This is a genomic window from Phytohabitans rumicis, from assembly GCF_011764445.1.
Lineage (GTDB): Bacteria > Actinomycetota > Actinomycetes > Mycobacteriales > Micromonosporaceae > Phytohabitans > Phytohabitans rumicis.
In genome coordinates, this window is sequence record NZ_BLPG01000001.1 from 9,083,815 (window position 1) to 9,109,965 (window position 26,151).

The window sequence follows — 26,151 nt, forward strand, 5'->3', positions numbered from 1 at the left end:
GTCCCGTTATGATCAAGTGGACGCTCGCCGATTGGAGGAGACAGTGGACGTCGGTGCGGTCGCATGGCTGGTCACGATCGGTTTGATCCTCGGCCTACTGGCTGTGGACCTGGCCCTGGCGGCGGTACGCCCGCACGTGATCGGCTTCAAGGAGGCCGTCGCCTGGTCGCTGTTCTACATCGCGGTGGCGATCGGGTTCGGGCTGGTGCTCATCGCGCAGCACGGCGGCGAATTCGGCACCCAGTACTTCGCCGGCTACATCGTCGAGAAGAGCCTGTCGGTCGACAACCTGTTCGTGTTCGTCATCATCATGAGCACGTTCGCGGTGCCGGCCCAGTATCAGCACAAGGTGCTCACCTTCGGCATCATCCTGGCGCTGATCATGCGGGCCGCGTTCATCCTGCTGGGCGCCGCGCTGCTGAACCTGTTCACGTTCATGTTCCTGGTCTTCGGCCTCCTGCTGATCTTCACCGCGGTGCAGCTCTTCCGGCACCGCGACGAGGACCCCGACGTGCAGGAGAACGTGCTGGTCCGGGCCACCCGCCGGGTCCTGCCGGTCACGGACGGGTACTCCGGCGGCCGGCTGTTCACCCGCCTGGACGGCCGCCGTGCCGTGACGCCGCTGTTCATCGTGCTGGTCGCCATCGGCAGCACCGACCTGCTCTTCGCCCTCGACTCGATCCCGGCGGTCTTCGGCGTCACCGAGGAGCCGTACCTGGTGTTCACCGCGAACGCGTTCGCCCTGCTCGGCCTGCGCGCGCTGTACTTCCTGGTCAGCGGGCTGCTCGACCGGCTGGTCTACCTGTCCACGGGCCTGGCCATCATCCTGGCGTTCATCGGGGTCAAGCTGGTCCTGCACTGGGCCCACAAGGACATCGACGACAGCGTGCCCGAGGTCAGCACCGCGCTGTCCCTGGGCGTGATCGGGGTGGTCCTCACCGTCACCACCGTCGCCAGCCTCGTCAAGGTCCGCCGCGACCCGACCGCGCGCGCCCACGCCGGCTCGCTGCGCGCCACTCCCGTGAACGAGCGCAACGAACCGCGTCAATGACCGGCCGTCACCGTCGTTCGAAGAGTGCGACGGTGCCCTTGGTGACCTGCCACAGCCCGACCATGCGGTAGCCGTCGCCCAGCGCCCGGCCCAGGGCGCCGGCGCCATCCAACGGGGTGCCGGAGGACCACATCCGGAAGAGCCACACGCGCCCGGTGTCGCCGAGGCAGGGCACCGGATCCGGGCACTGCTCGGCGTCGAGCCGGCCGGCGTCGGCGGCCGGGCGGGTCAGTAACAGGTCGGTCGGGGCGGCGTCGCCCGGCAGGTAGTAGTCGATGCCGGCGCGGAGCGACCAGCGCCCGCGGGGTGGTAGACGATGCCGTCGCCCGCGCGCTGGTGGTCGGCGACGACCCGGGCCGCGGCGCGGAAGTCCGGGCCGTGGTGGGCGGCGGGACCGCGTAGCGTCCGGTGCGCGGGCAGGGCCGCCAGGGTCAGCGCGGCCAGCAGGGCACCGGCGAGGTAGGGCGTCGCGGGTGGCCGTACCGTCCGCAGGCCCGCCGCCGCGAGCAGGGCCGCGGGGGCCAGGACGAAGAGGGCGTACCGCGGCATCCACAGTGGATCCAGCAGGAACGACACGCCCAGCAGCAACACCGGCGGCACCGTCACCGCCACGAGTAGCTCCGCGACCAGCCGGCGTTCGGGCCGGCGGACCACCGCGAGCAGTGCGGCGAGCGCCAGCAGCAGGGCGGCCGTGCCCGAGCCGGCCAGGCTCCCCGGCGCCGCGCGCACGGTGCCCAGCGTCACCGGGGCCATCCAGTCCAGCTGGTCGCCGCGCTGGCCCAAGCCGAGCACGACCAGCGGCGCCACGAGAAGCAGCGCCACGGCGGTCGCCGGCACGGCGCGCAGGAGCCGCCGGTCCCGGTCCCGGTCGTGCCACCAGCGGGTGGCCAGTGCCCACGCGTGGCCGGCGAGCACCAGCAGGCCGAGGATGTGCGCCAGGCCGAGCAGCAGCACCGTCGCGGCGTACCCGATCCAGCGCCACCATCCTGGACGCCGCACCGCCTCGTAGAACAGCAGCGTCGCGAGCGTCGCGAGCAGGAAGGCGAAGCCGTAGGCGCGGGCGTCCTGGGCGTACCGGGACAGCGGTGGGAGCGTCGCCAGGATCAGGCCGGCGACGAGCCCGACCGCCGGATCGAGCAGCCGCCGGCCCAGTTCCGCCGCGACGCCCACGCCCGCCGCCATCGCGATCAGCGACGGGGCCCGCAGCGCGATCTCGGACGTGCCGAAGACGGCGGTCCAGCAATGCATGAACAGGTAGTACGGCGTGATGACCCCGTCCATGGCGCCGGCCTGCCGCAGGATGTCCTCGACGCTGCGCTGGCCGACCAGGTGCGTGGCGTTCTCGTCCCAGCCCAGCGCGGGGTGGCCGAGTCCGACGGCGCCGGTGACGAGCATCGCCAGTGCGGAAAACAGGGCAGGTGCCGCCCGCTTGAGTGTGTGGCTCACATGGGTGCATGCCCGTAGGCAGGCAACCGCGTCAGCGCGGGCCGCCGACCGTGGCCTGCCCCAGGACGCGGCGGTGCACCGCGCGTACCGCCGGGCCTGGCTCGATGCCCAACTCCTCGGTGAGCAGCCGGTACAGCCGCTGGTACGCGGCCAGCGCCTCGCCCTGCCGGCCGGCGCGGTGCAGGGCGGTCATCAGCTGGCCCAGAAGCGTTCCCGGAGCGGGTATCGGGCGGTCAGGCCCTGCAACTCGGCCACCAGCGCCGGGCTCGGGTCCGCCAGATCGAGCTCGATCCGCCGTTCCAGCGCCGCCAGCCGCCGGTCCACCAGCCGCGGCGCCTCCACCCGGTCCAGCCAGGCCGACCGCGCGTCCTGGAACGGGTCGCCGCGCCACAGCGCCAGCGCCGCCACCAGCAAGGCCCGCTCGGTATCGGGTTCGGTCGCGCGGGCGGCCGCGTCGACCAGCCGGACGAACAGCCGGGCGTCCACGTTGTCCGGCTCGACCATCAGCGCGTACCCGGCCGGCACCGTGCGGATCAGCTCCGCGCCCAGCAGGCGGCGCAGCCGCGCGACGTACACCTGGGTGGTCCGGCGGACGTCCTGCGGCGGGTCGTCTCCCCACACGGCGGCGGCCAGCCGCCCGATCGGCACCGGCTCGCCCGCGGCCAGCGCCAGCACCGCCAGCATCGTGCGGAGCCTCGATGCCGTCGGCACCACCGGCCGCCCGCGCACCGACACCGTCAGCGAACCCAACACCCCGATCAGCGGCACCCCCGTGCCGACCGCATTCCCCGTCACCGCACCACTGTCCGTCGTGGACCGTGCGGACGCCCGCCGCCGGCGCGGCGATGTCCGGAATCCTGGGACGCCGGTCCGCCGGGCACCGGGTCAGTCGACCACCGCCAGGACGATCGCGCCTATTCCCAGGGGTACGTCGAGGAGCACGCAGAACTCGGCCAGCGACCGGGGAACCACGGTGTTGCGTCGATAGTGGACGACGTCCCACGCGGCGTGGGCGGCCAGCGTGACACCGGCCAGCGCCAGGCCGGCGCGGGGAGCGACGACCAGCGCGGTCATGGCCAACCCGCCGTACCCGGCGAGGGCGAGGGTCTGTGCGGTCAGCGCCGGCCGGGGCGCCCCGCCGGCGAGGCCGGCGCCGAGCAGGGCCAGGGCGGTGAGGCCGAGGCCGGCCCACCACGGCAGTCCGGCAAGCTCGCAGACGGTGACGACCACGCTGGCGCCGAGGACCCCGGCCCAGGCGATCCACGGCCGGTCGAGCGCGGCGGCGCCGAGATAGCACAGCGTCGCGACGGCGATCACGATCGCGACGGAGTCCCGGTCCGCGCCGGTGGCCAACTGGAACGCCGCGGCGGCCAGCCCGAGCGCGCTCGGCCAGCGATGTAGCACGGCTTGCCTCATGGCCGGAAGAGTAGGCGGAGCCGCCTTCATATCGGTTTCACCGACATACCCGCGGCGGCCTGCGGCGTTGCGTGATAGCGCAACGAATCCGGCCGATGATCTTGCGAGGCGCAGACACGGGTATGCCACTGTGCTTGTATCGCGGCGTACGCAAACCAACGGGGTGGTTGTACATGGCAGGTAGCAACACGGGGGTGCTGTGAACGGTGCTCTTGAGGTCGGCCTGCTCGGCCCGGTCCGGGTAGTGGCGGACGGACGGACGGTGGCGCTCGCCGCGCCGCGGCGGCGGGTGATCCTCGCCGCGCTCGCGCTCGCCCCCGGGCGGGTGGTCAGCATCGACGCACTGGCCCGCTACGCCTGGGCCGAGGACATCCCGGCGCTGGCCCGGCGGGCTTTGTCCACTGTGGTGACCCGGGTACGGCAGGACGTCGGCATGGACGTCATCACCGGCACCCGCGGCGGGTACACGCTGGCGGTCCCCGCCCAGGCGGTGGACGTGTTCCAGTTCCGTGCGCTGGTGAGCTCGGCCCGGTCGGCGGCGGGCGCCGCGGAGCTGGCACTGCTCGACCGCGCGCTGGCCTGCTGGCGCGGCGAGCCGCTGCAGGACGTGGGATCGGAGGCGCTCGCCGGCGAGTACGGACCGGGGCTGACCGAGGAGTGGTTCGCCGCGGCCGAGCGCCGGGTCGACCTGCTGCTCGCCGCGGGCGGGCACGCCGATCTGGTGGCCCACCTGCGGGGCCTGACGGCGCAACAGCCGCTGCGTGAGTCGCTGTGGTGCCGGCTGATGGTGGCCCTGTACCGCTCGGGCCGGCAGGCCGAGGCGCTGGAGGCGTACCAGGCGGTGCGGGAGGTCCTGGTGGACCGGCTCGGGGTCGGGCCGGGCCGGGAACTGGTGGCCGCGCACCGCGCCGTGCTGACCGACGACCCGGCGGTGGCCGCGCCCGCGGCGGTGATCCGGCGCCCGAGGCCGGCCCGGCGGCACCCGCGCCGGCTGCGGCTGACCCGGCGCCGGCTCAGCGCCGCCCGCGTAGTGTCCGGCGCAGGTCGTCCACCCACAGATCGGGGATCTCCCACGGGATGAAGTGGCCGCCACGCTCGTGCACGGTGAGGTTGACGTGGTTGTACCAGCCGCCGCGCTCGCTGGCGAGGAAGTGCGCGACCCGCCCGTCGGTGGTGACGCCGGGCGGGTTCTCGTAGCCGATGAACGTGATGCCGGTGGGCGCCTCGACGGCCGGCCGCCGGTCGTGGGACGGGGTCCACGGGTAGCGGTTGTTGTTGGCGTACGTGCGGATCGAGGTGCCGATGCTGTTGCCGACCCAGTAGATCGTGGCGTGGGTGAGCAGGTCGTCCCGGGTGAAGACGGACTCGAGGTCGCCGCCGTTGTCGCTCCAGTTGGCCCAGCGGCGCAGGATCCACGCGAGCATCCCGGCGGGGGAGTCGGACAGCCCGTACGCCAGGGTGCCCGGGTCGAGCACGTGGGCGGCGAGGTGGACGGCGAAGCGCCTGTCCAGCGCGACGATCCGGGCGTGGACGTCGTCGGGCAGGCCGTCCGGGATGGGCTGGCCGCCGGACAGGTCCCAGGCCCGGTCGCCGTTGAACATGCTCAGCTTCTGCCCGGATCCAATGTGGATGGCGTACAGCTCGTCGGCGTACTTGTGACCGAGCTGGCCGGTCACCAGCGCCCCGACGTCGCAGCCCGCGGCCGCGTACCGCCGGTGGCCGAGGGTCTTCGTCATGAGGGTGTGCCAGAGGTCGGCGACCTTCCAGAAGTTCATGTCCGGGTGGTCGGGCAGCGGCGTGGAGAACCCGAAGCCGGGAAACGACGGGACGATCACCTCGAACGCGTCGGCCGGGTCGCCGCCGTACGCGCCCGGGTCGGCGAGCGGATCGACCACTTTGGACCAGTGCCAGAACGTCCAGGGCCAGCCGTGGGTGAGGATGAGCGGGATCGGCCGGGGTCCGGTGCCGGGCTTGCGCATGAAGTGCACCGGCACGCCGTCGACGTCGACCCGGTAGTGCTCGTACGCGTTGATGGCCGCCTCGGCCGCGCGCCAGTCGTACCCGGTGTGCCAGTACTCGACGAGCCCCTGTAGGTAGGCGCGCTTGACCCGTAGTACCCGTCCTCGTTGCCCGCGTCGTCGGGCCAGCGGGTCAGCTCCAGGCGCCGCCGCAGGTCGGCGAGCACCTCATCGGGTACGTGGATGGGTGTCGGCTGCATGGTCTTCTCCTACCGTTCGTTGAGTTTCACCAGGCGGGCCAGGGCGGGCAGGGCGGCCGCGATGGCGGCCCGCTCGGCCGGGGTCAGCCGGCTGGTGAGGTCGGCGAGGTGCGCGACCCGGTCGGCCCGCCGGCCGTCCACAATGGCCGATCCGGCCGGGGTGATGTGCACGAGCACCGCGCGGCCGTCGGACGGGTCGGGCCGGCGCTCGACCAGGCCGTCGCGCTCCAGCCTCGTCACGATCTGCGTGATCGCCGGCTGGGTGACCTGCTCGCTGGCGGTCAGCTCGGCCAGCCGCTTCGGGCCGCGGCCGGCGAGCGTGTGCAGCACCGACAGTGTCGTGAAGCTCAACCGCTGCACCGACGGCAACCGGATGAACATCCGGGTGAACTCCTCCAGCGTGGAGGTCAGCTCGGGGACGCTCAGCATGGCGAAACCGTATCACTAACTTATATAAGTTGCTTAACGGTTGCGGCCGGGTACCCGTAAGGTGGACGGGTGGGCCGGTACGGATGGCGGGTGGACGCCGGGCTCGTCGCCGGCTTCGCCGTCCTGACCGGGGCCCTCGCGGCGGGTGCGTTCCTCGACGCCGACATCGCCGTCCGGGACTGGTGCGACGCGCACCGCCCCGAGGCGCTGCGGGTCGCGGCGAAGGGCCTCTACTTCCTCGGCTCGGCCAACCTCATCGCCTCGATCCTGCTCGTCGTGGCCGCCCTGCTGGCCGTGCGGGACCGCACGCCCCGCCCGGTCCTGCTGGTCCTCGTCACCGCCGCGGCCAGCTACGCCGTCGTGGTGCCGCTGAAGATCCTGATCGACCGGTCCGCACCGCACGCGCCGTGGCACGACGCGGTGGAACTCTTCGCCAACGACGCGGGGTGGTCGTACCCGTCCGGGCACGTGGTCAACACGGTCATCTGGTACCCCGTCCTGGTCGTGCTGGCCGAACGCCTGCTGCGCCGGCCGCTGGGCGTACGGACCCGGCGCGCCGTGCTGCTCGCCCCGGTGCTCATCGTCTTCGTGGCCGTGACGTACCTCGGCTACCACTGGCTCACCGACTGCGCCGCCGGGCTGCTGCTCGGCCTGGCCCTGCGGCGTACGCTCGCCCGCCTCCCGCTGGAGCACGCCGGCACCTCGACGCCGGCCGGTACCCTCACGCGGTGACCTACGCACCCCCGCCCCACCTGGCCAGCCGTACCAGCCATACCCGCCACAGCCGCCGTACTCGCCGCAACCGCCAGCCAAGAGCCGGCGCGGCCTGATCATCGGGCTGGCGGTCGGCGGGGCGGTGCTGCTCCTGCTGTGCCTGGGCTGCGCGGCGGGCGCCGCCGTGTACCTCGCCAACCAGGACTCGGACCCGGATCCGGGCGCGGCCTCGGTCACGACCAGCCCGACCGGGGTGGCGACATCCTCGCCGGCCTCGACGTCCTCGTCCTGCACCGCCACGAGCACGTCGGCCGGCCCCGACATCAAGGCGGTGGGGCCGCCCGACTTCGACGGAGCTCCCCGCGCCGGCAAGGCCACGATGCGGATCACCACCAACCGCGGCGACATCACCATCGCGATGGACCGCGCGGCCACGCCGTGCACGGTGGCCAGCTTCCAGCACCTTGCCGCCAAGCGGTTCTTCGACGGCACGAGCTGCCACCGCCTGGTCACCGAGGGCATCTTCGTGCTGCAGTGCGGCGACCCCAGCGGCACCGGCCGAGGCGGGCCGGACTACCAGTTCGGCGACGAGAACCTCGCCGGCGCGACGTACACCCGTGGCGTGGTGGCCATGGCGAACGCGGGGGCCGGCACCAACGGCAGCCAGTTCTTCATCGTCTTCCGCGACAGCACGCTGAGTCCGGCCTACACGCCGTTCGGCACGGTCACCGCCGGACTGGACATCGTCGAGCAGATCGCCGCCGGCGGCCACGACGCGTCCAGCACCGCCGGCGGCGGCCAACCCAAGATCCCCCTCACCTTCGAGACGGTCACCGTCGACTAACACCGCCTCCCCGGCACGCGCTCGCCCTCGGTGCGCGGGCCGCTTTCGCCGTCGCGCGGCTGCGTTCGCGCGTCGCGGGGGCTGCGTCGATCAAGGATTCGTGCGTCGATCAAGGGCATATGGTCGTGCTTTGATCTCTGATCCACGGCCGTATGCCCTTGATCGGCGGGGAGATCCTTGATCGGCGCGCAAGGGCCGGTGGTCACCTCGGCGCCGGCGGGGCTGGTCAGCGGCGTGGCTACGGATAGGCGGTGCGCCGAACACGGTTTGTACACGCCATTGATATGACCACCCCGGTATACATGATCGTCTTCCCGGCCCTGCACGTACATGGATATACATATGGGCATTAGTGAACCCCCCTTGCCGGATTCGGGAGGAACTGCGTGAAAAGACCCCTCGCGCTGGCCAGCATTACCATGCTGGTCGGCGGCGCCCTCGTGGCCACCGCCGCGAGCGGCTCGGCCGCACCACCGGTCGCACCAGCGGGACCGGACTCGTCGGTGGTCAGCAAGGCTGATCGTGCACTCAAGGCCCACCCCCGGGACGTCGCCGCCGCGAGCGGCGAGGCGTACACCGCCTACAGCAGCAAGGTCGACCGCAGCGGCGCGGCCCACGTCCGTTACACCCGCACGTACCAAGGTTTGCGGGTCTACGGCGGCGACCTCATCGTGCACACCAAGGCCGACGGCGCCTACGCGGGCACCTCGGTCGGCCTGGCCGCGCCGCTCACGCTGAGCACCACCGCGAAGGTCACCGCCGCGCAGGCCCGCGAGAGCGCCCGGGGCCGGTTCTCCGGCACGGTGACCGGCGTCGGCTCCGCTGAGCTCTTCGTCGACGCCAGCAGCGGCAACGGCCGGCTCGCGTGGGAGACCCTGGTCAACGGCTGGGCGCCGGACGGGCAGACGCCGTCCCGGCTGCACGTCATCAGTGACGCACAGACCGGCGCGTACATCGGGGAGTTCGACGAAATCGAGAGCGTCAACGGCACCGGGGCGAGTGTCTACGCTGGAACGGTCACAGTGGACACCACCCTGTCCGGCTCGACGTACAGCATGATCGACCCGTCGCACGGCAACGGCCGTACCTGCGACATGAACAACGGCACCAGCACGTGTACGACGTTCACGGACGCCGACAACGCGTGGGGCACCGGCGCCACCTCCAACCGGCAGTCGGCCGCGGTCGACGCGCACTTCGGCGCCGCGATGACGTTCGACTACTTCAAGAACGTGCACGGCCGCAACGGCATCTTCGGCAACGGCACCGGCGTGCCGTCTCGGGTCCACTATGGAAACGCCTACGTCAACGCGTTCTGGGATGGCGCGCAGATGACGTACGGCGACGGCTCCGGCAACGCGCGGCCGCTGGTCTCGCTCGACGTGGCGGGCCACGAGATGAGCCACGGCGTCACCGAGAACGTGGTCCCCGGCGGCCTGACGTACTCCGGTGAGTCGGGTGGCCTCAACGAGGCGACCAGCGACATCTTCGGCAACATGGTCGAGTTCTACGCGAACACCACGGCCGACCCCGGCGACTACCAGGTCGGCGAGAAGATCAACATCAACGGCAACAACACGCCGCTGCGGTACATGTACAACCCGACCCTGGACGGTTCGTCGCACGGCTGCTGGTCGTCGAGCACCAACAGCGTGGACGTGCACTACTCCTCGGGTCCGGGCAACCACTTCTTCTTCAACCTGGCCGAGGGCACCGGCGCCACCGCGTACGGCACCTCCCCGGTGTGCGGCTCGGCCGCGGCCGTCGTGGGCATCGGCCGTGCCAAGGCGGAGAAGATCTGGTTCCGGGCGCTGGACACCTACTTCGTCTCCAACACCCGGTACGTCAACAGCAGCACGCCGAGCAACACGGCGCGGGCGTACACGCTCTCCGCCGCGACCGACCTGTATGGCCTGTGCTCCACCGAGTACAAGACCGTCCAGGCGGCTTGGACCGCCGTCAACGTGGCCGGCAACGACGCGGCCTGCCCGACCGGCAACGACTTCTCCATCACGGTGGCGCCCGCCTCCGCGTCGGTGGACCCGGGCAGCTCGACCACCGCGACGGTGACCACGGCGGTCACCAACGGCACCGCGCTGACCGTGAACTTCACCGCCAGTGGCCTGCCCACCGGCGCGACCGCCACGTTCAGCCCGACGTCGGTGACGGCCGGCGGCTCCGCCACCGTCACGATCAGCACGTCGTCGACGACGCCGGCGGGCAGCTACGCCGTCGCCATCACGGGTACGTCGTCGGCGAACACCCACTCGGCGACGTTCACCCTGAACGTCAACAACGCACCCGGCTGCGTCGCGGTCAACCCGACCGACGTGACGATCCCGGACAACACGACGGTGGAGTCGACGGTCGGCATCACCGGCTGCAACCGCAACGCCTCGTCGACCAGCACCGTCGAGATCCACATTGTGCACACGTACGTCGGTGACCTCGTCGTCTCGCTGGTCGCGCCGGACGGTAGCAGCTACACGCTGCGCAGCCGGACGGGCGGCAGCGCCGACAACATCGACACCACGTACACGGTGAACCTGTCGTCCGAGGCCGCCAACGGCACGTGGCGGCTGCGGGTCCAGGACGCCGCGTCCATAGACACCGGTTACATCAACAGCTGGACACTGTCGCTGTAGGACAGTGCTGCGGGCGGTCTCACCATCACGCGGTGGTGGGACCGCCCATCAGCTCCGCCACGGCGGCGGCGAAGACCTCGTGGTGCCGGGCCACGTCATCGGCCGTGGTCTGCGGGCAGGCCAGGGCCATGTTGTGGAACGGGGTGAGCAGGACGCCCCGGTTGGCCAGGTAGACGTGCAGGTAGTCCTCCAGGTCGGCGTCGGCGTGCGCGGCCGACTCGCCGCCGGTACGCGGGGCCGGGGACACGAAGCGGTACTCCACCCGCGCGCCGAGCTGGTTGACCGACCACGGCAGCGCGTACTCGTCGATGGTCTTCCGGACCCCGGCGGCGAACGCCGTCGCGACCTCGATCATGCCGGCGAACGCCGCGTCGGTCAGCACCTGGCGCAGGGTGGCGTGGGCGGCGGTGAGCGAGAGCGGGTTGCCGGCGAGCGTGCCGCCGACGCCGCCCATATCGACGAGGTCCAGATCTGAGCGTTCGCTCAGCAGTGCGGACAGTGCGGCCGACAGGCCGTAGGCGCCGATGGGGATGCCGCCGCCGATCGCCTTGCCGATGGTGACGACGTCGGGTTCGAGGCTCCACGCGGCGGTGGCGCCGCCGGGCCCGGCGGAGAACGTGTGGGTCTCGTCGTTGATGAGGTACGTGCCGTGCTCGCGGGTCAGCGCCCGGACGCCGGCCAGATAGCCCGGCTCGGGCAGGACGATGCCGATGTTGGTCAGCGCGGGCTCCATGAGCACGGCCGCGACGTCGCCGTGGGCCAGTTCGCGGGCCAGGCCGTCCAGGTCGTTGTATTCGGCGACGCGGCTGGTCTGGGTGACGTCGTACGGGGCGCCGACGTTGCCGTCGCGGCTGCGCGCCCGGCCGTCCGGGCCGACCACGATGAGCGACTCGTCGACCGAACCGTGGTAGCAGTAGCTGTTGACCAGGATCCGCGGTCGGCCGGTGACGGCGCGCAGCAGGCGGATCGCCCAGCGGTTGGCGTCCGTGGCGGTGAGCGCGAAGCTCCACTGTGGAACGCCGAAGCGGCGGGCCAGTTCGGCGCCGACCTCGGCGGCCTCCTCGGTGGGCAGCATCGTGGCCAGGCCGCCGCTCAGCCGCCGGGTGACGGCCTCGATGACCGGTGCGGGGAGTGGCCGGCCATCGCGCCGGTGTCGCCGAGGCAGAAGTCGACGTACTCGTGTCCGTCCACATCGGTCACCCGCGCGCCGCGGGCGGTGTCGAGGTAGATCGGGAAGCCGGCGGCGGTCTTGTTCATCCAGGTCATCGGCACCCGGCCGAAGAGGTACTCGGCCCGGGCGTAGGCGGCCGCGGAGCGGGGGTTGCGGTCCGCGTACGCCGCCCGCTCGCGGGCCAGCAGCGCGGTCAGGCGGGCGCGGTCGATCATGTCATGCAGCGTACGCGCCGGGGTGGCCCGGCCAGGCCACCCCGGCGCTTTACGCCGTCCGGGTCAGGAACAGGTCGTGGTGTAGAGGAACTTCTTGACCGCGGGGTCGTCGACGTTGTCGGCGGTGATGACCGTCGAGTCGGTGCCGATCTGCTTCTCCACGGTCTCGCCGCGCGCCGCGGCTGCGGCCTGCTGCACGCCGTCGGCGCCGATCTGGGCCGGCTGCTGGGCCACGAGGGCCTGCACGACGCCGTTGCGCAACTGCTCGACCTGCGTCGGGCCGGCGTCGAAGCCGACCACCTTGACCTGACCGGCCTTGCCGGCGGCCTTGACCGCGTTGTTCGCGCCCTCGCTCTGGTCGGTGCTGAGCGCGAAGATGCCGGCCAGGTCCGGGTTGGCCGCGAGCTGGGCCGAGACGAGCTGGGAGATCTTCGCAACGCCGTTGGTGGTGAAGACGTTGCCCAGGTACTTGATGTTCGGGTACTTCTTGAGCCCTTCCTCGAAGCCCTTCTGCCGCGCCTCGGCGGTGCTCACGCCCGGCTGCCCGCCGACCAGCAGCACGCTGCCCTTCTCGCCGACGAGCTTGGCGAGGGCGTCGGCGGCGGCCTCGCCGCCCTTGACGTTGTCGCTGGCGATGGCGGAGGAGACGAAGCTGGTGTCCGACAGCGTGGTGTCGACGAGCACCACCTTGATGCCGGCGCTGGTCGCCTGCTTCAGCGGCTGGACGAGGGCCTGGGAGTCGTTGGGCGCGATGAACAGGGCGTCCGGGTGGGCGGCGATCACCGAGTTGAGCAGCGGGATCTGGAGGCTGACGTCCCAGTTCTTGGCGCCCTGGATGGTCAGGTCGACGTTGTCCTTGGCGGCTTCGTCCTTGGCGCCACACGACATCGTCTCGTAGAACGGGTCGCCGGCCACGCCCTGGATGAACGTGACCTTGACCTTCTTTTCGCCGGTGCCGGAGCTGGACGCGGTATTGGAGCCGCCGTCGTCCGAGGAACCGCAGGCGGCGAGTGTGATCATTAGGGCTGCGGCCGTGGCGAGGCAGGCCGTGGCGCGTGCGTGCATTGTGGACCCTCCTGGTACGTGGATGGGGAAGGGCTGCGAGCCGGTTAGGTGCGGGCGTTGCGCCGGCGGCGGCGCTGGTCGACCATCACGACGCCGACCAGTGCGCCGCCGAGCGCGACCTGTTGCCAGAACGGTTCCAGGCCGAGGATGACGAAGCCGTCGGTCAGGACGGACGGGATGGCGACGCCGACGACGGTGCCGAGGACCGTGCCTATGCCGCCGCTCAGGCTGGTCCCGCCGATGACGACGGCGAGGATGGCCTGGAGCATGTCGGTCTGGTGGCCGTTGAGGGTGGTGGTCTGGAATCGAGCCAGGCTGACGAAGCCGGCCAGCCCGGACAGTGCGCCGGACAGGACGTACACCTTGACGATGTGCCGGTCGACGTTGACAGCCGCGCGGCGTACCGCCTCCTCGTTGGAGCCGATGGCGGCGGTGTAGCGGCCGAACCGGGTCTGTGCCATGACGAACGCGCCGGCCGCGGCGACGGCGAGCGCGACGAGGACGGTGTACGGCACGCCGAGGAAGCTGCCGAAGCCGAGGGTGTCGGCGAGCGCGGTGGGTACGCCGTGCATGTCCTGGCCGCCGGCGAGGATGTACGCGAGCCCGGTCGCGGCGGCGAACGTGCCGAGGGTCGCGATCAGGGGCGAAACCCCGCCCGGGTGGTCAGCAGGCCGTTGACCATCCCCCACAGCAGCCCGGACAGGACCGCGACGCCCAGCCCGGCCAGGCAGACCAGCAGCCCGTCGCCGCCGATGGCGTGCATCGCCTTGAGACTCACCACGCCGGAGAACACGAGCACCGAGCCGACCGACAGGTCGATGCCGGCGATCGTGATCACGAACGTCATGCCCACCGCGATGAGCAGGTAGCTGGACGCGTCGACGGCGATGCTCTTGGCGTTGAACCAGGACACGAACTGCTCCGGCCGCATGGCCGAGAACAGCGCGATCAGGGCCAGCAGGACCACGACCGACCAGCTGCGCTGGGTACGGCGCAGGGCCTGCAGGCGTACGCGGCGCGCGGGTGGCGCGGCGGTGTCCGGGATCGTCTCGTTGGGCCGGACGTCCTCCGGTGACGCCTCTTGTACCGCCATCGCCTCACCTCTACCGGTCAGGGTGGTGACAGCGTTGTCACCTGTTTGACCAGGGACGGTAACCCCGCTGATCGAATCCGTCAACGGCCGGCTGCCGCACCGGTGCTCATCGCGCGCATCGCGGCGGCCACCGCGGCCGGGACGGGCGGGATTGGGCGCGGCACCGGCAGGTCCGCCAGCCGCAGGGCCAGCTCGGCGAACAGCGAGTTCGCCCAGGCGAACCACGGCCGGGTGAACGCGCCCGGGTCGTCCACGTCGAAGCCCTCGTGCATCTGGCCGGTGCCCGCGTCGGTGGCCAGCAGCGTCGCGTACAGGTGCTCGGCCTCCCGCTGGTCGCTCGCGGTGAGCGCCTGCATGCACAGTGCCATCGGCCACGCGTACCGGTGCGGCGTGTGCGGGCTGCCCACCCGCTGGCGTGCTTGCCCCGGTAGAAGTACGGGTTGCCGTCGCCGAGCACGAACGCCCGGGTACGCCGGTAGATCGGGTCGTCGGCGGCGCACCAGCCGAGGTAGGGCAGGGACAGCAGGCTGGGCGCGTTGGCGTCGTCCATCAGGTTCGCCCCGCCCAGCCCGTCCACCTCGTACGCGTAGATCGGGCCGGCGGGGGTGGGCACGACACCGTGGTGGACGATGCCGGTGGCGATCTCGACCGCGAGGTCCAGCGCCTCGGCGCCCAGGTGCCCGGGCAGCACGCCGCGCTCGCACAGCTCGACGACGCCGTCCAGCGCCACCACCGCCGCCGCGTTGGCCGGGACCAGGTAGCCGTACGTGCAGCGGTCGTCGCTGGGCCGGAACCCCGACCACGTCATCCCGGTCCTGGCCACCGGCGTGCCCAGGCCGCCGCGCTCCAGCGTGTCGCCCCGGAAGGGCCCGTCGATCCGCTCGAACCGGTACGGGAGGCCCGCTCGTGGTCCTGCTCGACCCGCCAGACCTGCAGGATCCGGGCCACCGCCTCGACGAACTCGCCCCGCAGGTGCGCGGCCGACCCGGTGACCGCCCACAGCTCGTACCCGAAGGAGAGCACCGCGCAGAGCGAGTCGAGCTCGTACTTGCGTTCCCAGATGTCGGGGCCGGGCACCGGCCGGTCGTGGTCGTCGACCCGGTGCCCGGTGGGCCCGTCGTTGACCGCGTTGGCGTACGGGTCGGCGAGCACCGCGGCGGCCATGCGCCGGACGATGCCGCCGAGCACGCGCCGCACGTCGGGGTCGGCGGCGCCGGTCAGGTACGGGCGCAGCTGGCCCACGGTGTCCCGAAGCCACATCGCCGGGATGTCGCCGGTGATGACGAACGGGTACGCCGGGTCGCCGCGCAGGGTCGTGGTCCAGGCGCTGGCGAAGCAGCGGCGAAACGTCTCCGCCCCGCCGGCGCCCGCGGCGAGCCGCGCGGACGCCCGATCGGACACGGCGGCCAGGCTGTCGGGCAGGGACTCGTCCGGCAGTGGCACGCAAACCTCCTGGTGGGTGGGGTGTTGACAGTCGCCCTAGTCATGCGACAGCGTTGTCATCCTGACAGTAGGGAGCTCCGATGACCAGCGATACCCCGATCCTGCGGCTGTCCGGGATCACCAAGAGCTACGGGACCGTACGCGCGCTGCGGGGCGCCGAAATGACCGTGAACCGCAACGAGGTCGTGGCGCTCGTCGGCGACAACGGCGCCGGCAAGAGCACCATGATCAAGGTGATCTCCGGGGTCATCCAGCCGGACGCCGGGCGGATCGAGGTCGACGGGCAGCCGGTGGCGTTCAGCAGCCCGCTCGCGCCCCGCCGGTACGGCATCGAGACCGTCTACCAGGACCTCGCGCTCGCCCCCGACCTGGACCCGGCCGCCAATCTCTACCTCGGCCGTGAGGTGATGCGGCCCGGTCTGCTCGGCATGCTCGGCATGCTCGACAAACCCCGTATGCGGGCCGGCGCCGACGAGGCGTTCGGCCGGCTCAGCGTGGGACTACAGGACACCCGCAGCCGCGTCGGCACGATGTCCGGCGGCCAGCGCCAGGGCATCGCCGTGGCCCGCGCCGTCCTGTGGGCCAGCCGGCTGGTCCTGATGGACGAACCGACCGCCGCCCTCGGCGTCGTCCAGACCGGCCGCGTCAAGGCGCTCATCGAGTCCGTACGGGAGCAGGGCGTGTCCGTCATCCTGGTAAGCCATAATCTTCCTTTCGTCTTCGAGGTGGCGGACCGCATCGAAGTGCTGCGACTCGGCCAGCGGGTGGCCGTCTTCAACCGGGCCGAAGCCACCGCCGAACGCGTGCTCGGGGCGATGACGGGCGCGCTCGGCGCGGCGACCGCGCCGGAGTAGCTTCGCGGCGCTGGCCGTGGTGTAGCTTCGCGGCGCTGAACGTGGTGTAGCTTCGCCGCGACCGCCGCGGAGTAGAGAGGGGACCAGTCGTGGCACGGCCGACGATGAAGGAGGTCGCCGGACTCGCCGGAGTCGGCATGAAGACCGTGTCGCGGGTGGTCAACGGCGAGGGCCGGGTCAGCCGGGAGACCCGGGCCCGGGTCGAGGCGGCCATCGCGGCCACCGGATACCGCCGCAACGAGGTGGCCCGCAGCATGCGCGGCATGCGATCGGGCCAGAGCACCGTCGACATCGGACTGCTGCTCGGCGACCTCACCAACCCGTTCTTCGCGGGCGTCGCGTCCGCCGTCATCGCCGAGGCGCGCGGCCGGGGCTACGCCGCCGTCCTCGCCAGCGCCGACGAAGACCCGCTGGCCGAGCGCGCCGCCATCGACGGACTGCTCGGCCGCCAGGTCGCCGGACTGCTCATCGTCCCGGGCGGGCGCGACTACGGCTACCTGCGCCCCGAGATCGAGATCGGCACCCCGGTGGTGTTCGTCGACCGGCCTGGCGGCGGCCTGTCAGCGGACGAGGTGGTGCTCGACAACGCCGAAGGCGCACGGATGGCGGTGCGACACCTGGCCGCACAGGGACACCGCCGGATCGGCGCCATCGTCGCACCCAGCCGCTGGGCCACCTCCGAGCGGCTGCGCGGCTTCCGCCAAGCCATGCGGGCGGAGGTGGGCACGATCGACGCGACACTGATCCGCCGGCTGTCAACCGGCTCCGTCGCCGAGGCCGAACGGTCCGCACGCGAGCTGCTCGCCGTGCCGGACCCGCCGACCGCCATCTTCACCACCACCGGCTTCATGACCCAGGGCCTGCTCCGCGCGCTCGGGCCGCGCCGTGACGTGGCGGTGGTCGGGTTCGACGACTTCCCGCTGGCCGACATGCTGCCCGTACCGCTGTCGGTGGTAGCCGGCGACCCCGTCGTCCTCGGCACGGCGGCGGCGCAGACCCTCTTCGCGCGGATCGACGGCTGGGGCGACCCGCCAACCCGGCGCGTCATCCCGCCGACGCTGGTGCCCCGGGGCAGCGGCGAAATCCCACCTCCGACCGGCGCCCGCACCACCCGCCGCCCCGGTCGCCCCTGACCCCGTACCCCATCCCGCCCCGCCGCCCACGCACCACGCACCGCGCACCGCCCGCCGCGCACCGTGCGCCGCGCGTGGGCCCGCGCCGGGCCGGCGCGTTCCGCGTCGATCAAGGTTTTTCGCGTCGATCAAGGGCGAATGGCCGTGCTTCGATCTCGGATCCACGGCCGTTTGCCCTTGATCGACGCAGGAGTCCTTGATCGACGCAGGGGCCGGCGTCGGCGTAGGGGCCGGCGTCGGCGTAGGGGCCGGCGCCCGCGCACCGCGCGGCCACCGCGCGGCCCGAGCGGGCCTCGTGGGGTCGGCGCGGGTCCGCGCCGGATCGGCGCGTTCCGCGTCGACCAAGGTTTTCCGCGTCGATCAAGGGCGAACGGTCGTGCTTTGATCTCGGATCCGCGGCCGTTTGCCCTTGATCGACGCAAGATTCCTTGATCGGCGCGGAGGGCCGCCTTGGGCGGCGGACGGGCCGCCTGGGCGGCGCGAGAGGTGGCGGCCGGGCCGCCGAAGGCGGCGCGTGGGCCGCACAGGCGGCGTGGGAGGGCCTTGAGCGGGGGTGGCATAGTGCGCGGCGTGGTGATCGAGCAGCCGGGGCGGGACCGGGTGTGGTGGGTCCGCGCCGGAATCGCCGCCGTCACGGCGCTCGCGGGCCTTGGCGCGGCTGGGGCGCTGTGGGAGTACGGGCGGCGCGCCGGTGCCGCCGCGCCGGACGTCAGCGGGGTGGTGTTCGTCGCGACCGGCGTGCATATCGCCGCCACGCAGTGGGAGCGCCGGCGCCGGCGCACGGCCGACTTGCGGTGGCGGCCGGCGCTGGTGGTGCGTGGCGGCGTGCTCGCGGGCCTGCACGCGCGCGTGCTTCGCCGGACGCTGGCCCTGCGGGCGTTCGGGGTGATCACGCTGGTGAGCGGCGGGTTGGTGTTCGCCGGCGGGGAGGTCGGTGCCGGCAAGACGTGGTCCGGCGTGATCGGGTCGACGATCGCCGGCGGGACCGCGCTGGCTCTCGCGGTGATCACGTGCAAGGATTTCCGGCTGTCCGGCGGCGTGTCCGTCACCGCGGGCGGCGTTGTGCTCAACGGCCGGGTGCTGCCCTGGGACCGGATCGGTTCCGTCGAGCGGGACGAGGAGGGCATCCACCTGCGCCTGCGACCGCCGGGATACCCGCGCACGGTGGAGATCAGCGACTCGGACTCGGCGGTCCCGGACGAGCGGGTCGCCGAGGTGATCGAGTTCTATCTCGCCAACCCGCATCGCCGGTCCGCCCTCGGCACCGGGCCGGACCGGCTCGCCTTGCCCTCCACCAATGTTTAGCCGCGCAGCGTGGTCGCTGCGGCGGGGGTGAGGGTGAGGCTGCTGTCGAACGTCAGCCACGACTGGCCGGCCGGCGAGGGCAGGCCGGTGATCGCATCGAACAGGTCGGCGATCAGGATCGGGCACTTCCAGGTGCGGTTGGCGCGGGGTACGGCGTCCTCGTTGCCGACCAGCTTGCCGGTGAGGTTGGCCGGGTCGGTGCCCGCGAACGGCGCGCCGATCAACGCTCCACTGTGGTCAGTGGTGAGCGACGTGCGGAACGGGCCGATCGTGCACGTGTTGAGCAGGATGTCCGCCTCGGCGACCACCTCACCGGTGAGTGCGATGTGGATGCCGTCCGCCGCGAACTCGACCGGGCCGGTGAAGTCGCTGGCGGGCTTGATGCGTACCGGCACGTTGATCAGGCCCAGCTTGTCGATGGGCACGGACAGCGGCTCGAACACGAGGTTCTCTTGGGGATGGTGGCTTTCAGGGTGAGTTCGGGGGTGAAGACCACGACGCCGCAGGCGGTGCCGGAGGCGCCGGTGGCCGGGTCGAGTCGGCCGATCTTGACGTTGCCGTTGCTGAGTTGGTTGCTGAACGGGATGCCGTCCGTCGGGCAGGCCGGGCTCGCCATAGCAGGGGTTTGGGGGATTGCGGCCGTGGCCACGATGAGGAGCAGTGCGGTGAGTACGGGGATCGGACGTGTGATCGACACGTGTGCACCTCCACAGGTGTGCGGGGCCCCGCAGAGAGTTGCTACCGATCGGTAAGTTACCGGCGAGTTTAGGGTTTGTAACGGCGTGCGTCAATGTCGCCCATGATCTGACAAAGAAATCCCGGACGGAGGTGGGCCGGCGTCCCCGACCGCTCGTATGAGGGGTGTCCACAGTCTGAAGGGATGGCGAGGATGGGCATCACGGGACGGAAGGGCCACCGCGGCGTGTGGGCGTCGGTCGCGGTGACGATGATGGCTGGCGGGCTCGGGCTGGCCGCCTCGGCCGCGCCACCGGCACACGCCGCCGCGCCGGTCGCGGTGGCACTGGCGGCGCCTACCACCGCGGCGGTGCGCGGCGGGATCGTCCTTGAGGGCGTCGCCGGGCAGGGCGGCGCGATCGCGGGCGGGATCGACGTCGTCGACTTCTCCGACGCGGTCAAGGCACCGGTCGGCGCCGGTGGCGGCGCCGGCCGGCCGCAGCTCGCCGACCTGCAGGTCAGCGGGGTGGTGGACGGGGGATACCCGGCGCTGTTCCGGAACGTCACCACCGCCCGGCGCATGCGTACGGCGGTGCTGACCCTGTGCGCCGACCCGAAGAGGTGTGCGGCCACGGCGTACCTCGCGGTCGATCTCGCCGACGCGGTCCTGACGAGTGTCGCGGTCGCCGCCGACGGTCAGGTCCGGTTCTCGCTCGCGTTCCGGCAGATCACCTGGAAGTTCCTGCGCAACGGCGCGGTGGTCAACCAGAGCCAGTTCACGGTGTAGAACGTCCTATGTGGTGAGTCGCAGCGTCCAGCCGCGCAGGTGACCGATGTCCTGCGCGGCGACGTCGCGGACGCGCAGCGTCCAGGTGCCCGCCGCGCCCAGGCCGGCGAACGGGGCGAGCGCCGGCACATTGGTCGCGTCGTACGACCGGCGCAGGTCGTCGCTGCCGGCACCGGTCTGGTTGTGCAGGACGGCGACGGCGCCGGACGGCCCGGTGAGGTCGACGACCAGGTCACCGACGAACGGGTGTCCGATGTCGACAGTGACCTGCACGCCGGCCACGACGGCGGTCTGCGCGACGGTGAGCGTGCTGGCGATCCCGGCGGGGTCGGCGTCGGGAATCGCGATGCCGCCCGCCGGGATGCTGGCGGCCACCTCGATCACGGCCGTCGGCGCGGTGGGGTCGACCTCCAGGCGCCAGCGGTCGAGGCGACCCACGTCCCGCCGGGCGCGGTCGGCGACGTGCAGGGTCCACCGGCCGGCGAACGGCTTGCCGACCAGCGCGGCCAGCGCCGGCGTCGTCGCGGACGTCCACGTCTCGTGCAGGTCGTCCGTGCCGCCGCCCACCTGGTCGCGCAGCACGACGCCACCCTCGCCGGGAGCGCGCAGCTCGATGGTCAGGTCGCCGATGTACGTGTGGATGATGTCGGCGTGGACACGTATCGCGGCGATGGTGCCGGTGCCGGTGAGCTGGAGATGGCTGTCGACGCCCGCGGCCACGTCGTCGGGGATCAGCAGCACCGCGGTGGTCGCCGCGCTCGTCACGCCGGTCGAGGCCGGTGCCGGCGGTGTGGGCTGCCCGCCGACCCGGAACCGGATGACCGGACCGGGCGCGCCGATTTCGCTGATCACCAGCCCGGTGCCGGTGCGGTCCCACCGCCGTGACGACGGGTTCGTGGAGTCGGCCAACGCGACGCCGGACCGGGCGGGATACAGGTCGCCGGCGTCGCCGACGTTGATCCCGTTCTCCAGGTCCAGGTGGCCGTCCGCCTGCAACAGGGCGCACTGGAAGTGTCTGCTGGCCGTGCCCTCCTGCAGCTCGTTCGAGCCCAGCGTGTCGCAGTGGTACACGGCCAGCCCGCCGTCGGGCAGCTGGGCGTCCGCGCCGAGCTGGCTGCGGTTCTCGACCAGGAAGTACTCGTTGGGCAGGCCGGTGTCGTACCTCAGCACCCGCGCGTAGTCGCCGTGGACGGCCTCGAACGTGCCGGGCCCGTTCAGCGTCACGACCTCGTCCGGCCAGCCGGCCAGGTCGCGCAGGTAGGCGCACAGGGCGGCGGGGCCCCGGCCCTCACCGAGGTGGTTGCCCGACGACATCACGCAGTAGCGGCCCAGACCGGCGCTCTTTTCCAGGTCGCCGTCGCGTTTGCCGTAGTCGTACAGGTCCGGGAATCGGCACAGCTGGTGGCCGGCCTCGTGGCAGAACGTCCCGATCGAGAGGTCGACGCGGCTGCGGCCCATGCTGGTGATCGTGTAGAAGTGGGTGCGGATGCCGCCGGGGAGCGTGCGCTGATGCACGCTGTTGTGCGGCCAGAACGGCATCTGGTAGAGGGTCAGGCCGGCGTACATGAAGCTGAGCGCGTCCACGACGCCCTCGCCGCGCGAGTCGTAGTCGCGCAGGTTGACGCCCGCGGCCAGCACCAGGTCCAGCGCCTCGTTGACCAGGGCCGACGCCGGTGCGGGGGTGTCCTCGGGTACGAAGTACGACGACATCGGGCGGGACAGCGTCACCGGCCCCACCACGTCGTTGCTGTAGTCGAGCTTCCCGTTGGACATGCTCAGCCAGAAGTCGCGGACCGAGCCGCGGTTGCCGTCCAAGGCGTACCCGGGCTGGTTGAGCATCGCGTCCACCTGCGCGGTCGTGACCGACGAGCCCTGATCCGGGAACGCCACGAGGACGGTGAGCCCGCGGATCCTGCCGCGGCTGACGCGGCGGCCGGGCAGCAGGCCACCCGCGGAGCCGAACGTGAGCTGCACGTCGGAGTCGGCCACCACGGCCGGTTGCAGCAGCGCGCGGCTGCGTACGGCGGCCCGGTCCCGGCGTACCAGCTCCCACTCGCTCAGGTGGGGCGGCACCCGGGGTGGTGGCGGCTTGGCGATCGGCACCCGCGTCGATGTGAAGCGACCCAGGACGAGCTGGGCGTAGCAGTACAGACCGAGGCCGCGGTCGTACACGACGGTGTAGCCGGACGTCGTCTCGCGGCGTGCGTAGAACTCGTCGCCCCAGACGACGAGCTGCACGCTCGGACCGGCCTCCTGGGGGAAGAGCAGCCGCTCTCCAAAGATCGCGCTCATGCCCGGCTCCTTCCGCCCCGTGTGCTACGAACAGCCTCCCTCGACACCGGCGTTACGAGCCGAATTCCGAATTCTTCACCCTCCAGAGCCGACAGTGGTAAATACGACGGTGGCCATGGCCGCGGCGACCAGTATCGCGGCGCTGAAGGCGCGCAGGGCGGTGTCGAGTCCGGTGAGGGACGCGACCGCCGGGGCGGCGAGGGCGCCGGTGACGGCGGCGACGGCGTCGCTGGTGTAGAAGGCGGCGCAGACTCGGCCGAGCGCGGTGTCCGGTGTCGAGGTCTGCACGCGGTACCCGGTGACGACCTGTGCCACGGCGCCGGGTACGCCGCTGGCCGTCACGGCGATGAGGGCGACGGGCAGCGCGGTCGCGGTGAACATGACGAGGAAGCAGAGCCCGACCGATGCGTACGCGGTCGCGAGGATGGTGCGGGTCGGGTACCGCGCGATCAGGGTGCCGCTGATGGCGGATCCGCCGAGGTAGCCGATGCCGAGCCCGGCGATGAGGTAGCCCAGCGCCTGCCCGGAGCTGTGCAGGCGGGTGGCGACGAACGGGATCAGCAGCGCGGTGAGCGCGGCGTTCGCGGTCCAGTAGACCCAGCTGGTGGCCAGCAGGCCGCGCAGCAACGGCGTACCCGCGATGTGGCGGACTCCGCCGCGCAGCTCGCGCACGAGCCGTGCGCGGACACGGACCGGTGGGTCGGCGCGGCCGATGGCGACGCTCGTGATGATCGCGGCGGCGGCGAGGTAGGTCGCGACGTCGAGCAGGACGACGGCCGTGAACCAGCCACCGGCGACCAGGAGCGTGCCCACGAGCGGGCCGAGTACCCGGAAGGCGCTGTTGGTGAAGGCGGACAGCGCGTTGGCCGAGGCGAGGCCGGCGTCGCGGCCGACGACCGCCGGTGTGACGGCCGCGATCGCGGGCCGCAGGAAGCAGAGCGCGACGTTCTCGACGATCAGCCCCAGGTAGATGAAGGCGATCCGGTCGGACGTGTTCGCCAGCAGCATCAGGGCGACTCCGGCCGCGGCCACGACGTTGGCCGCCACGAGGACCTTCTTGCGGTGCCAGCGGTCCACCGCCACGCCCGCCCACGGCGCGATCAGCATGGCGGGCAGGGCCTGGATGGCCAGCGCCAGACCGGTGGACGGCACGGAGGTGGTCAGCGCGAAGACCTGTAGCGGCACCGCCATGACCAGCAGCCAGGAGCCGAACGAGTCGATCGTCGCGGCGATCCAGAGCCGGCGGAAGTTCCGGTTGCGCAGCACAGCGAGCCGCATGCCGCGGACTCTATTCCGACAGAACATTATGTGGCAAGATTTCTTCTGTGGAGATAGCAGCTCTCGGTGTCCGGCTGCGCAACCGCCGGACGGCGGCCGGACGCACGATCGCCTCGGTGGCGGCGGACGCCGGGCTCTCGGTGCCGTACATCGCCAACCTGGAGAACGGCCGCGGCAACCCGACACTGTCCGCCGTCAACAGCCTCGCCACCGCACTGGGCGCGCGCCTGATCGTGGAATTGGCGCAGGACGATCAGCCGGTGCCGCGGACGCCGGCGGCGCTGCCCGACTCGCTGACGCAGTTCTCGCGGTCCCCGCGGTTCGCGACCGAAGCCGCGAGACTGGCGAAGGCCGCGAAGCTACCCGAGACGGCCATGCGCGAACGCCTGCTGCAGGCCATGGCCGGACTGGGCTCGCTGGCGTCGACACGGCCGCTGGCGGAGCTCGACTGGCACCGCATTCTTGACGCCGCCGTGCTCATCGCACGCGGCTAGCCAGTATAAAGCGGCCGGCTCCACGTTCCGCTCCTGTGTGAGGTGATCTCGTGGGTCCTCCACGCTGGGCGGGGGATGGAGCCGCACGGGAAGGGGTTGGCCGTGCGCGGAAAGTGTCGTAGGGGTGGTGTTGGCTGTCGGGTATGCCACGCCGTCGCGATCCCGCCGCCCCGGCTGTGGTGTATCGGACGGCTCGGGTCGGGTTGCGGTTGACGGTCGGGCAGCGCCGTCGGTGTTTCGGACTGCTGCGTTCCGCTGGTGACGTGTGGGCGTGCGTCCTGGAGCTCAACGCCTGGCGAAGGCAACGGCGGGACAAACCGCTGGCCTCGTATCAGGAGTTGTGCCGCGAACTGGCCGCTTCCGGTCCGGGCACCTTCGGCGAGCTGGACAGTACTGGTGCCCGGTCGGTGTTGCGCAGGTTCTCCGACGCCTGGTTCGCCGCCGCCAAACGCCGCCGTGACGGTGACGCCACGGCCCGGTTCCCACGACGGCGGCGTGGTCTGGTGCCGGTGCGTTGGTATCACGGCACCTTCACCCTGGACCCCGGGGGCCGGCGGGTGCGACTCCCGACGGCTAGGGGTGGCCGGCCGTTGTGGCTGCGCCTGGCCCGGTCGTTGCCGTACCCGGCCGAGCAGGTCCGAAGCGTGACTTTGCTGGCCGAGGGTGGGCGGTTGTTCCTGGACGTCACTGCCGAGGTTCCGGTCACCGTGTACGAGCCTGGTTGCGGACCGGATCCAGCACGGATAGCCGGCGTAGATTTGGGCGTCATCCACCCCTACGCGGTCGCCGGCCCGGACGGGCAAGCCTTGTTGGTGTCGGGGCGGGCGATCCGCGGCGAACACCGCATGCACCTGGCGGACACCAAACAACGCCGTCGCGCGGTCGCCGGCCGGGCGCCCACGCGCGGGCAGCGCGGCTCCCGGCGGTGGCGCAAATACCGGCGCCGGTCCCGGGCGGTGGAAGGCCGGCATGGGCGGCGGGTCCGTCAGGCCCAGCACGAGGCCGCCAAAACCGTCATCACCTGGGCGGTACAGCAGCGGGTCGGCACCCTGCACATGGGCGACCCCCGCGGCGTGCTCCAGTTGGCTGCGGGCCGGCGGCACAACCTGCGACTTCGGCAGTGGCAGGTTGGGCAGCTGATCCGGATCCTCGTCGACAAGGCGACCCTGGCCGGCATCACCGTTCACCTGGTGGACGAGCGGGGTACCTCGTCCACCTGCCCGGGCTGCTCGCGGCGGATACCGAAACCATCCGGGCGGGTCCTGACCTGCCCGCACTGTGCTTTGACCGGGCACCGTGATCTTGTCGCGGCTGCCAGCATCGCCACCCGCACCCCGGGCGGCGGACCCACCACCCCGGCAGGCTCGTCTGTCGTGTTGCCTGGGGTGGTCACGCACCGTCGAGCCGGCCGACACCTACCCGGTGCCGGCCGATCCCGGCGTGACCCCCGCCGCCCACCCGCACCACGGGCGGCGCGAGGGTCAGTTGGCCAGCGGTGGCCCGCCCCACCACACAGTGGTGGGGAGTCGCTCGCCCACACCGGCGAGGATCCACAACACCCACCGGAAACCCGGTGAACGTCA

Annotated in this window: 26 protein-coding genes and 2 pseudogenes; 11 read left to right on the forward strand and 17 right to left on the reverse strand. The window is 71.9% G+C overall.

Annotated elements, in window-relative coordinates:
• The first annotated feature begins 31 nt into the window (after positions 1-31).
• Positions 32-1,051 (forward strand): TerC family protein, encoded by a 1,020-nt coding sequence (locus Prum_RS41225; RefSeq protein WP_246278449.1) that lies wholly within the window; start codon positions 32-34, stop codon positions 1,049-1,051.
• A gap of 7 nt (positions 1,052-1,058) precedes the next feature.
• Here the strand turns inward: Prum_RS41225 and Prum_RS41230 are convergent, their stop codons facing one another.
• From Prum_RS41230 to Prum_RS41250, 4 genes and pseudogenes are all read right to left on the reverse strand, one after another.
• Positions 1,059-1,199, reverse strand: a complete 141-nt coding sequence (locus Prum_RS41230; protein ID WP_173082522.1) for a hypothetical protein — start codon at positions 1,197-1,199, stop codon at positions 1,059-1,061.
• An 80-nt stretch (positions 1,200-1,279) separates the two neighbouring features.
• Positions 1,280-2,497, reverse strand: coding sequence for a glycosyltransferase family 39 protein (locus Prum_RS41235; protein ID WP_173082524.1), 1,218 nt, complete (start codon positions 2,495-2,497; stop codon positions 1,280-1,282).
• Between the two features lie 31 nt (positions 2,498-2,528).
• Positions 2,529-3,292, reverse strand: a pseudogene (locus tag Prum_RS41245) (AfsR/SARP family transcriptional regulator).
• A gap of 90 nt (positions 3,293-3,382) precedes the next feature.
• Positions 3,383-3,913, reverse strand: coding sequence for a hypothetical protein (locus tag Prum_RS41250; protein ID WP_173082530.1), 531 nt, complete (start codon positions 3,911-3,913; stop codon positions 3,383-3,385).
• 199 nt (positions 3,914-4,112) lie between these two features.
• Between Prum_RS41250 and Prum_RS41255 the strand changes: the two genes are divergently transcribed.
• Positions 4,113-4,994 (forward strand): AfsR/SARP family transcriptional regulator, encoded by an 882-nt coding sequence (locus Prum_RS41255; protein ID WP_173082531.1) that lies wholly within the window; start codon positions 4,113-4,115, stop codon positions 4,992-4,994.
• Here Prum_RS41255 and Prum_RS41260 read toward each other — a convergent pair.
• Together Prum_RS41260 and Prum_RS41265 are read right to left on the reverse strand one after the other, a co-directional pair.
• Positions 4,927-6,060 (reverse strand): epoxide hydrolase family protein, encoded by a 1,134-nt coding sequence (locus Prum_RS41260; RefSeq protein ID WP_246278704.1) that lies wholly within the window; start codon positions 6,058-6,060, stop codon positions 4,927-4,929. The genes Prum_RS41255 and Prum_RS41260 overlap by 68 nt on opposite strands.
• A gap of 80 nt (positions 6,061-6,140) precedes the next feature.
• Entirely contained in the window at positions 6,141-6,560 is a 420-nt protein-coding gene (locus tag Prum_RS41265; RefSeq protein ID WP_173082533.1) for a MarR family winged helix-turn-helix transcriptional regulator, read from the reverse strand.
• A gap of 69 nt (positions 6,561-6,629) precedes the next feature.
• Between Prum_RS41265 and Prum_RS41270 the strand changes: the two genes are divergently transcribed.
• From Prum_RS41270 to Prum_RS41280, 3 genes are all read left to right on the forward strand, one after another.
• The gene (locus Prum_RS41270; protein WP_173082535.1) at positions 6,630-7,292 is read left to right on the forward strand and encodes a phosphatase PAP2 family protein; all 663 of its coding nucleotides are present in this window, start codon (positions 6,630-6,632) and stop codon (positions 7,290-7,292) included.
• Positions 7,293-7,416: 124 nt separating this feature from the next.
• The gene (locus Prum_RS41275; protein WP_246278450.1) at positions 7,417-8,118 is read left to right on the forward strand and encodes a peptidylprolyl isomerase; all 702 of its coding nucleotides are present in this window, start codon (positions 7,417-7,419) and stop codon (positions 8,116-8,118) included.
• A 386-nt stretch (positions 8,119-8,504) separates the two neighbouring features.
• The gene (locus Prum_RS41280) at positions 8,505-10,763 is read left to right on the forward strand and encodes a M4 family metallopeptidase (RefSeq protein ID WP_173082537.1); all 2,259 of its coding nucleotides are present in this window, start codon (positions 8,505-8,507) and stop codon (positions 10,761-10,763) included.
• 25 nt (positions 10,764-10,788) lie between these two features.
• Here the strand turns inward: Prum_RS41280 and Prum_RS41285 are convergent, their stop codons facing one another.
• From Prum_RS41285 to Prum_RS50230, 7 genes and pseudogenes are all read right to left on the reverse strand, one after another.
• A complete protein-coding gene (locus Prum_RS41285) occupies positions 10,789-11,838 on the reverse strand; it encodes a transaminase (RefSeq protein ID WP_246278451.1) in 1,050 nt (349 codons plus the stop codon).
• Between the two features lie 17 nt (positions 11,839-11,855).
• Positions 11,856-12,149, reverse strand: a complete 294-nt coding sequence (locus Prum_RS52855; RefSeq protein ID WP_246278452.1) for a hypothetical protein — start codon at positions 12,147-12,149, stop codon at positions 11,856-11,858.
• Between the two features lie 63 nt (positions 12,150-12,212).
• The gene (locus Prum_RS41290) at positions 12,213-13,214 is read right to left on the reverse strand and encodes an ABC transporter substrate-binding protein (protein WP_173082538.1); all 1,002 of its coding nucleotides are present in this window, start codon (positions 13,212-13,214) and stop codon (positions 12,213-12,215) included.
• Between the two features lie 44 nt (positions 13,215-13,258).
• On the reverse strand, positions 13,259-13,903 hold the full coding sequence (locus Prum_RS41295; RefSeq protein ID WP_173082539.1) for an ABC transporter permease: 645 nt from the start codon (positions 13,901-13,903) through the stop codon (positions 13,259-13,261).
• Positions 13,852-14,307, reverse strand: coding sequence for an ABC transporter permease (locus Prum_RS41300; protein WP_173082540.1), 456 nt, complete (start codon positions 14,305-14,307; stop codon positions 13,852-13,854). The genes Prum_RS41295 and Prum_RS41300 overlap by 52 nt, the downstream gene beginning before the upstream one ends.
• An 80-nt stretch (positions 14,308-14,387) precedes the next feature.
• Positions 14,388-15,184, reverse strand: a pseudogene (locus Prum_RS54710) (glycoside hydrolase family 125 protein).
• Complete coding sequence (locus Prum_RS50230; RefSeq protein WP_218577608.1) at positions 15,112-15,750, reverse strand: glycoside hydrolase family 125 protein; 639 nt, start codon at positions 15,748-15,750, stop codon at positions 15,112-15,114. Before Prum_RS50230 ends, Prum_RS54710 begins: the two are co-directional and overlap by 73 nt.
• 80 nt (positions 15,751-15,830) lie before the next feature.
• Between Prum_RS50230 and Prum_RS41310 the strand changes: the two genes are divergently transcribed.
• The 3 genes from Prum_RS41310 to Prum_RS41320 all read left to right on the forward strand — a co-directional run bounded on the left by Prum_RS41310 (position 15,831) and on the right by Prum_RS41320 (position 19,042).
• Positions 15,831-16,604, forward strand: a complete 774-nt coding sequence (locus Prum_RS41310) for an ATP-binding cassette domain-containing protein (RefSeq protein WP_173082541.1) — start codon at positions 15,831-15,833, stop codon at positions 16,602-16,604.
• Between the two features lie 89 nt (positions 16,605-16,693).
• Positions 16,694-17,737 (forward strand): LacI family DNA-binding transcriptional regulator, encoded by a 1,044-nt coding sequence (locus Prum_RS41315; protein WP_218577609.1) that lies wholly within the window; start codon positions 16,694-16,696, stop codon positions 17,735-17,737.
• Positions 17,738-18,298: 561 nt separating this feature from the next.
• Positions 18,299-19,042, forward strand: a complete 744-nt coding sequence (locus Prum_RS41320) for a hypothetical protein (protein WP_173082542.1) — start codon at positions 18,299-18,301, stop codon at positions 19,040-19,042.
• Here Prum_RS41320 and Prum_RS41325 read toward each other — a convergent pair.
• Positions 19,039-19,485, reverse strand: a complete 447-nt coding sequence (locus Prum_RS41325; protein ID WP_173082543.1) for a hypothetical protein — start codon at positions 19,483-19,485, stop codon at positions 19,039-19,041. The genes Prum_RS41320 and Prum_RS41325 overlap by 4 nt on opposite strands.
• Complete coding sequence (locus Prum_RS41330) at positions 19,443-19,739, reverse strand: hypothetical protein (protein WP_173082545.1); 297 nt, start codon at positions 19,737-19,739, stop codon at positions 19,443-19,445. Before Prum_RS41330 ends, Prum_RS41325 begins: the two co-directional genes overlap by 43 nt.
• Positions 19,740-19,931: 192 nt before the next feature.
• Between Prum_RS41330 and Prum_RS41335 the strand changes: the two genes are divergently transcribed.
• On the forward strand, positions 19,932-20,504 hold the full coding sequence (locus Prum_RS41335) for a type VI secretion system tube protein Hcp (protein WP_173082547.1): 573 nt from the start codon (positions 19,932-19,934) through the stop codon (positions 20,502-20,504).
• 6 nt (positions 20,505-20,510) lie between these two features.
• Here Prum_RS41335 and Prum_RS41340 read toward each other — a convergent pair whose 3' ends face one another.
• Together Prum_RS41340 and Prum_RS41345 are read right to left on the reverse strand one after the other, a co-directional pair.
• Complete coding sequence (locus Prum_RS41340) at positions 20,511-22,796, reverse strand: M6 family metalloprotease domain-containing protein (protein ID WP_173082549.1); 2,286 nt, start codon at positions 22,794-22,796, stop codon at positions 20,511-20,513.
• 75 nt (positions 22,797-22,871) lie between these two features.
• On the reverse strand, positions 22,872-24,074 hold the full coding sequence (locus Prum_RS41345; protein WP_173082551.1) for an MFS transporter: 1,203 nt from the start codon (positions 24,072-24,074) through the stop codon (positions 22,872-22,874).
• Positions 24,075-24,121: 47 nt separating this feature from the next.
• Here Prum_RS41345 and Prum_RS41350 point away from each other — a divergent pair, with 47 nt between their 5' ends.
• Positions 24,122-24,568: a helix-turn-helix domain-containing protein gene (locus tag Prum_RS41350; RefSeq protein ID WP_173082553.1), complete on the forward strand. Its 447-nt coding sequence runs from the start codon at positions 24,122-24,124 to the stop codon at positions 24,566-24,568.
• Between the two features lie 143 nt (positions 24,569-24,711).
• Positions 24,712-26,145 (forward strand): RNA-guided endonuclease InsQ/TnpB family protein, encoded by a 1,434-nt coding sequence (locus Prum_RS41355; RefSeq protein ID WP_281369102.1) that lies wholly within the window; start codon positions 24,712-24,714, stop codon positions 26,143-26,145.
• The last annotated feature ends 6 nt before the right edge of the window (positions 26,146-26,151 follow it).

Bases quoted from the DNA above. Each gene is read 5' to 3' on its own strand.
- Prum_RS41250 (WP_173082530.1), bottom strand. From the start codon at position 3,913: ATGAGGCAAGCCGTGCTACATCGCTGGCCGAGCGCGCTCGGGCTGGCC.
- Prum_RS41265 (WP_173082533.1), bottom strand. From the start codon at position 6,560: ATGCTGAGCGTCCCCGAGCTGACCTCCACGCTGGAGGAGTTCACCCGG.
- Prum_RS41285 (WP_246278451.1), bottom strand. From the start codon at position 11,838: ATGCTGCCCACCGAGGAGGCCGCCGAGGTCGGCGCCGAACTGGCCCGC.
- Prum_RS52855 (WP_246278452.1), bottom strand. From the start codon at position 12,149: ATGATCGACCGCGCCCGCCTGACCGCGCTGCTGGCCCGCGAGCGGGCG.
- Prum_RS41290 (WP_173082538.1), bottom strand. From the start codon at position 13,214: ATGCACGCACGCGCCACGGCCTGCCTCGCCACGGCCGCAGCCCTAATG.
- Prum_RS41300 (WP_173082540.1), bottom strand. From the start codon at position 14,307: ATGGCGGTACAAGAGGCGTCACCGGAGGACGTCCGGCCCAACGAGACG.
- Prum_RS41310 (WP_173082541.1), top strand. From the start codon at position 15,831: ATGACCAGCGATACCCCGATCCTGCGGCTGTCCGGGATCACCAAGAGC.
- Prum_RS41335 (WP_173082547.1), top strand. From the start codon at position 19,932: ATGGGCATCACGGGACGGAAGGGCCACCGCGGCGTGTGGGCGTCGGTC.
- Prum_RS41340 (WP_173082549.1), bottom strand. From the start codon at position 22,796: ATGAGCGCGATCTTTGGAGAGCGGCTGCTCTTCCCCCAGGAGGCCGGT.
- Prum_RS41345 (WP_173082551.1), bottom strand. From the start codon at position 24,074: ATGCGGCTCGCTGTGCTGCGCAACCGGAACTTCCGCCGGCTCTGGATC.
- Prum_RS41355 (WP_281369102.1), top strand. From the start codon at position 24,712: ATGCCACGCCGTCGCGATCCCGCCGCCCCGGCTGTGGTGTATCGGACG.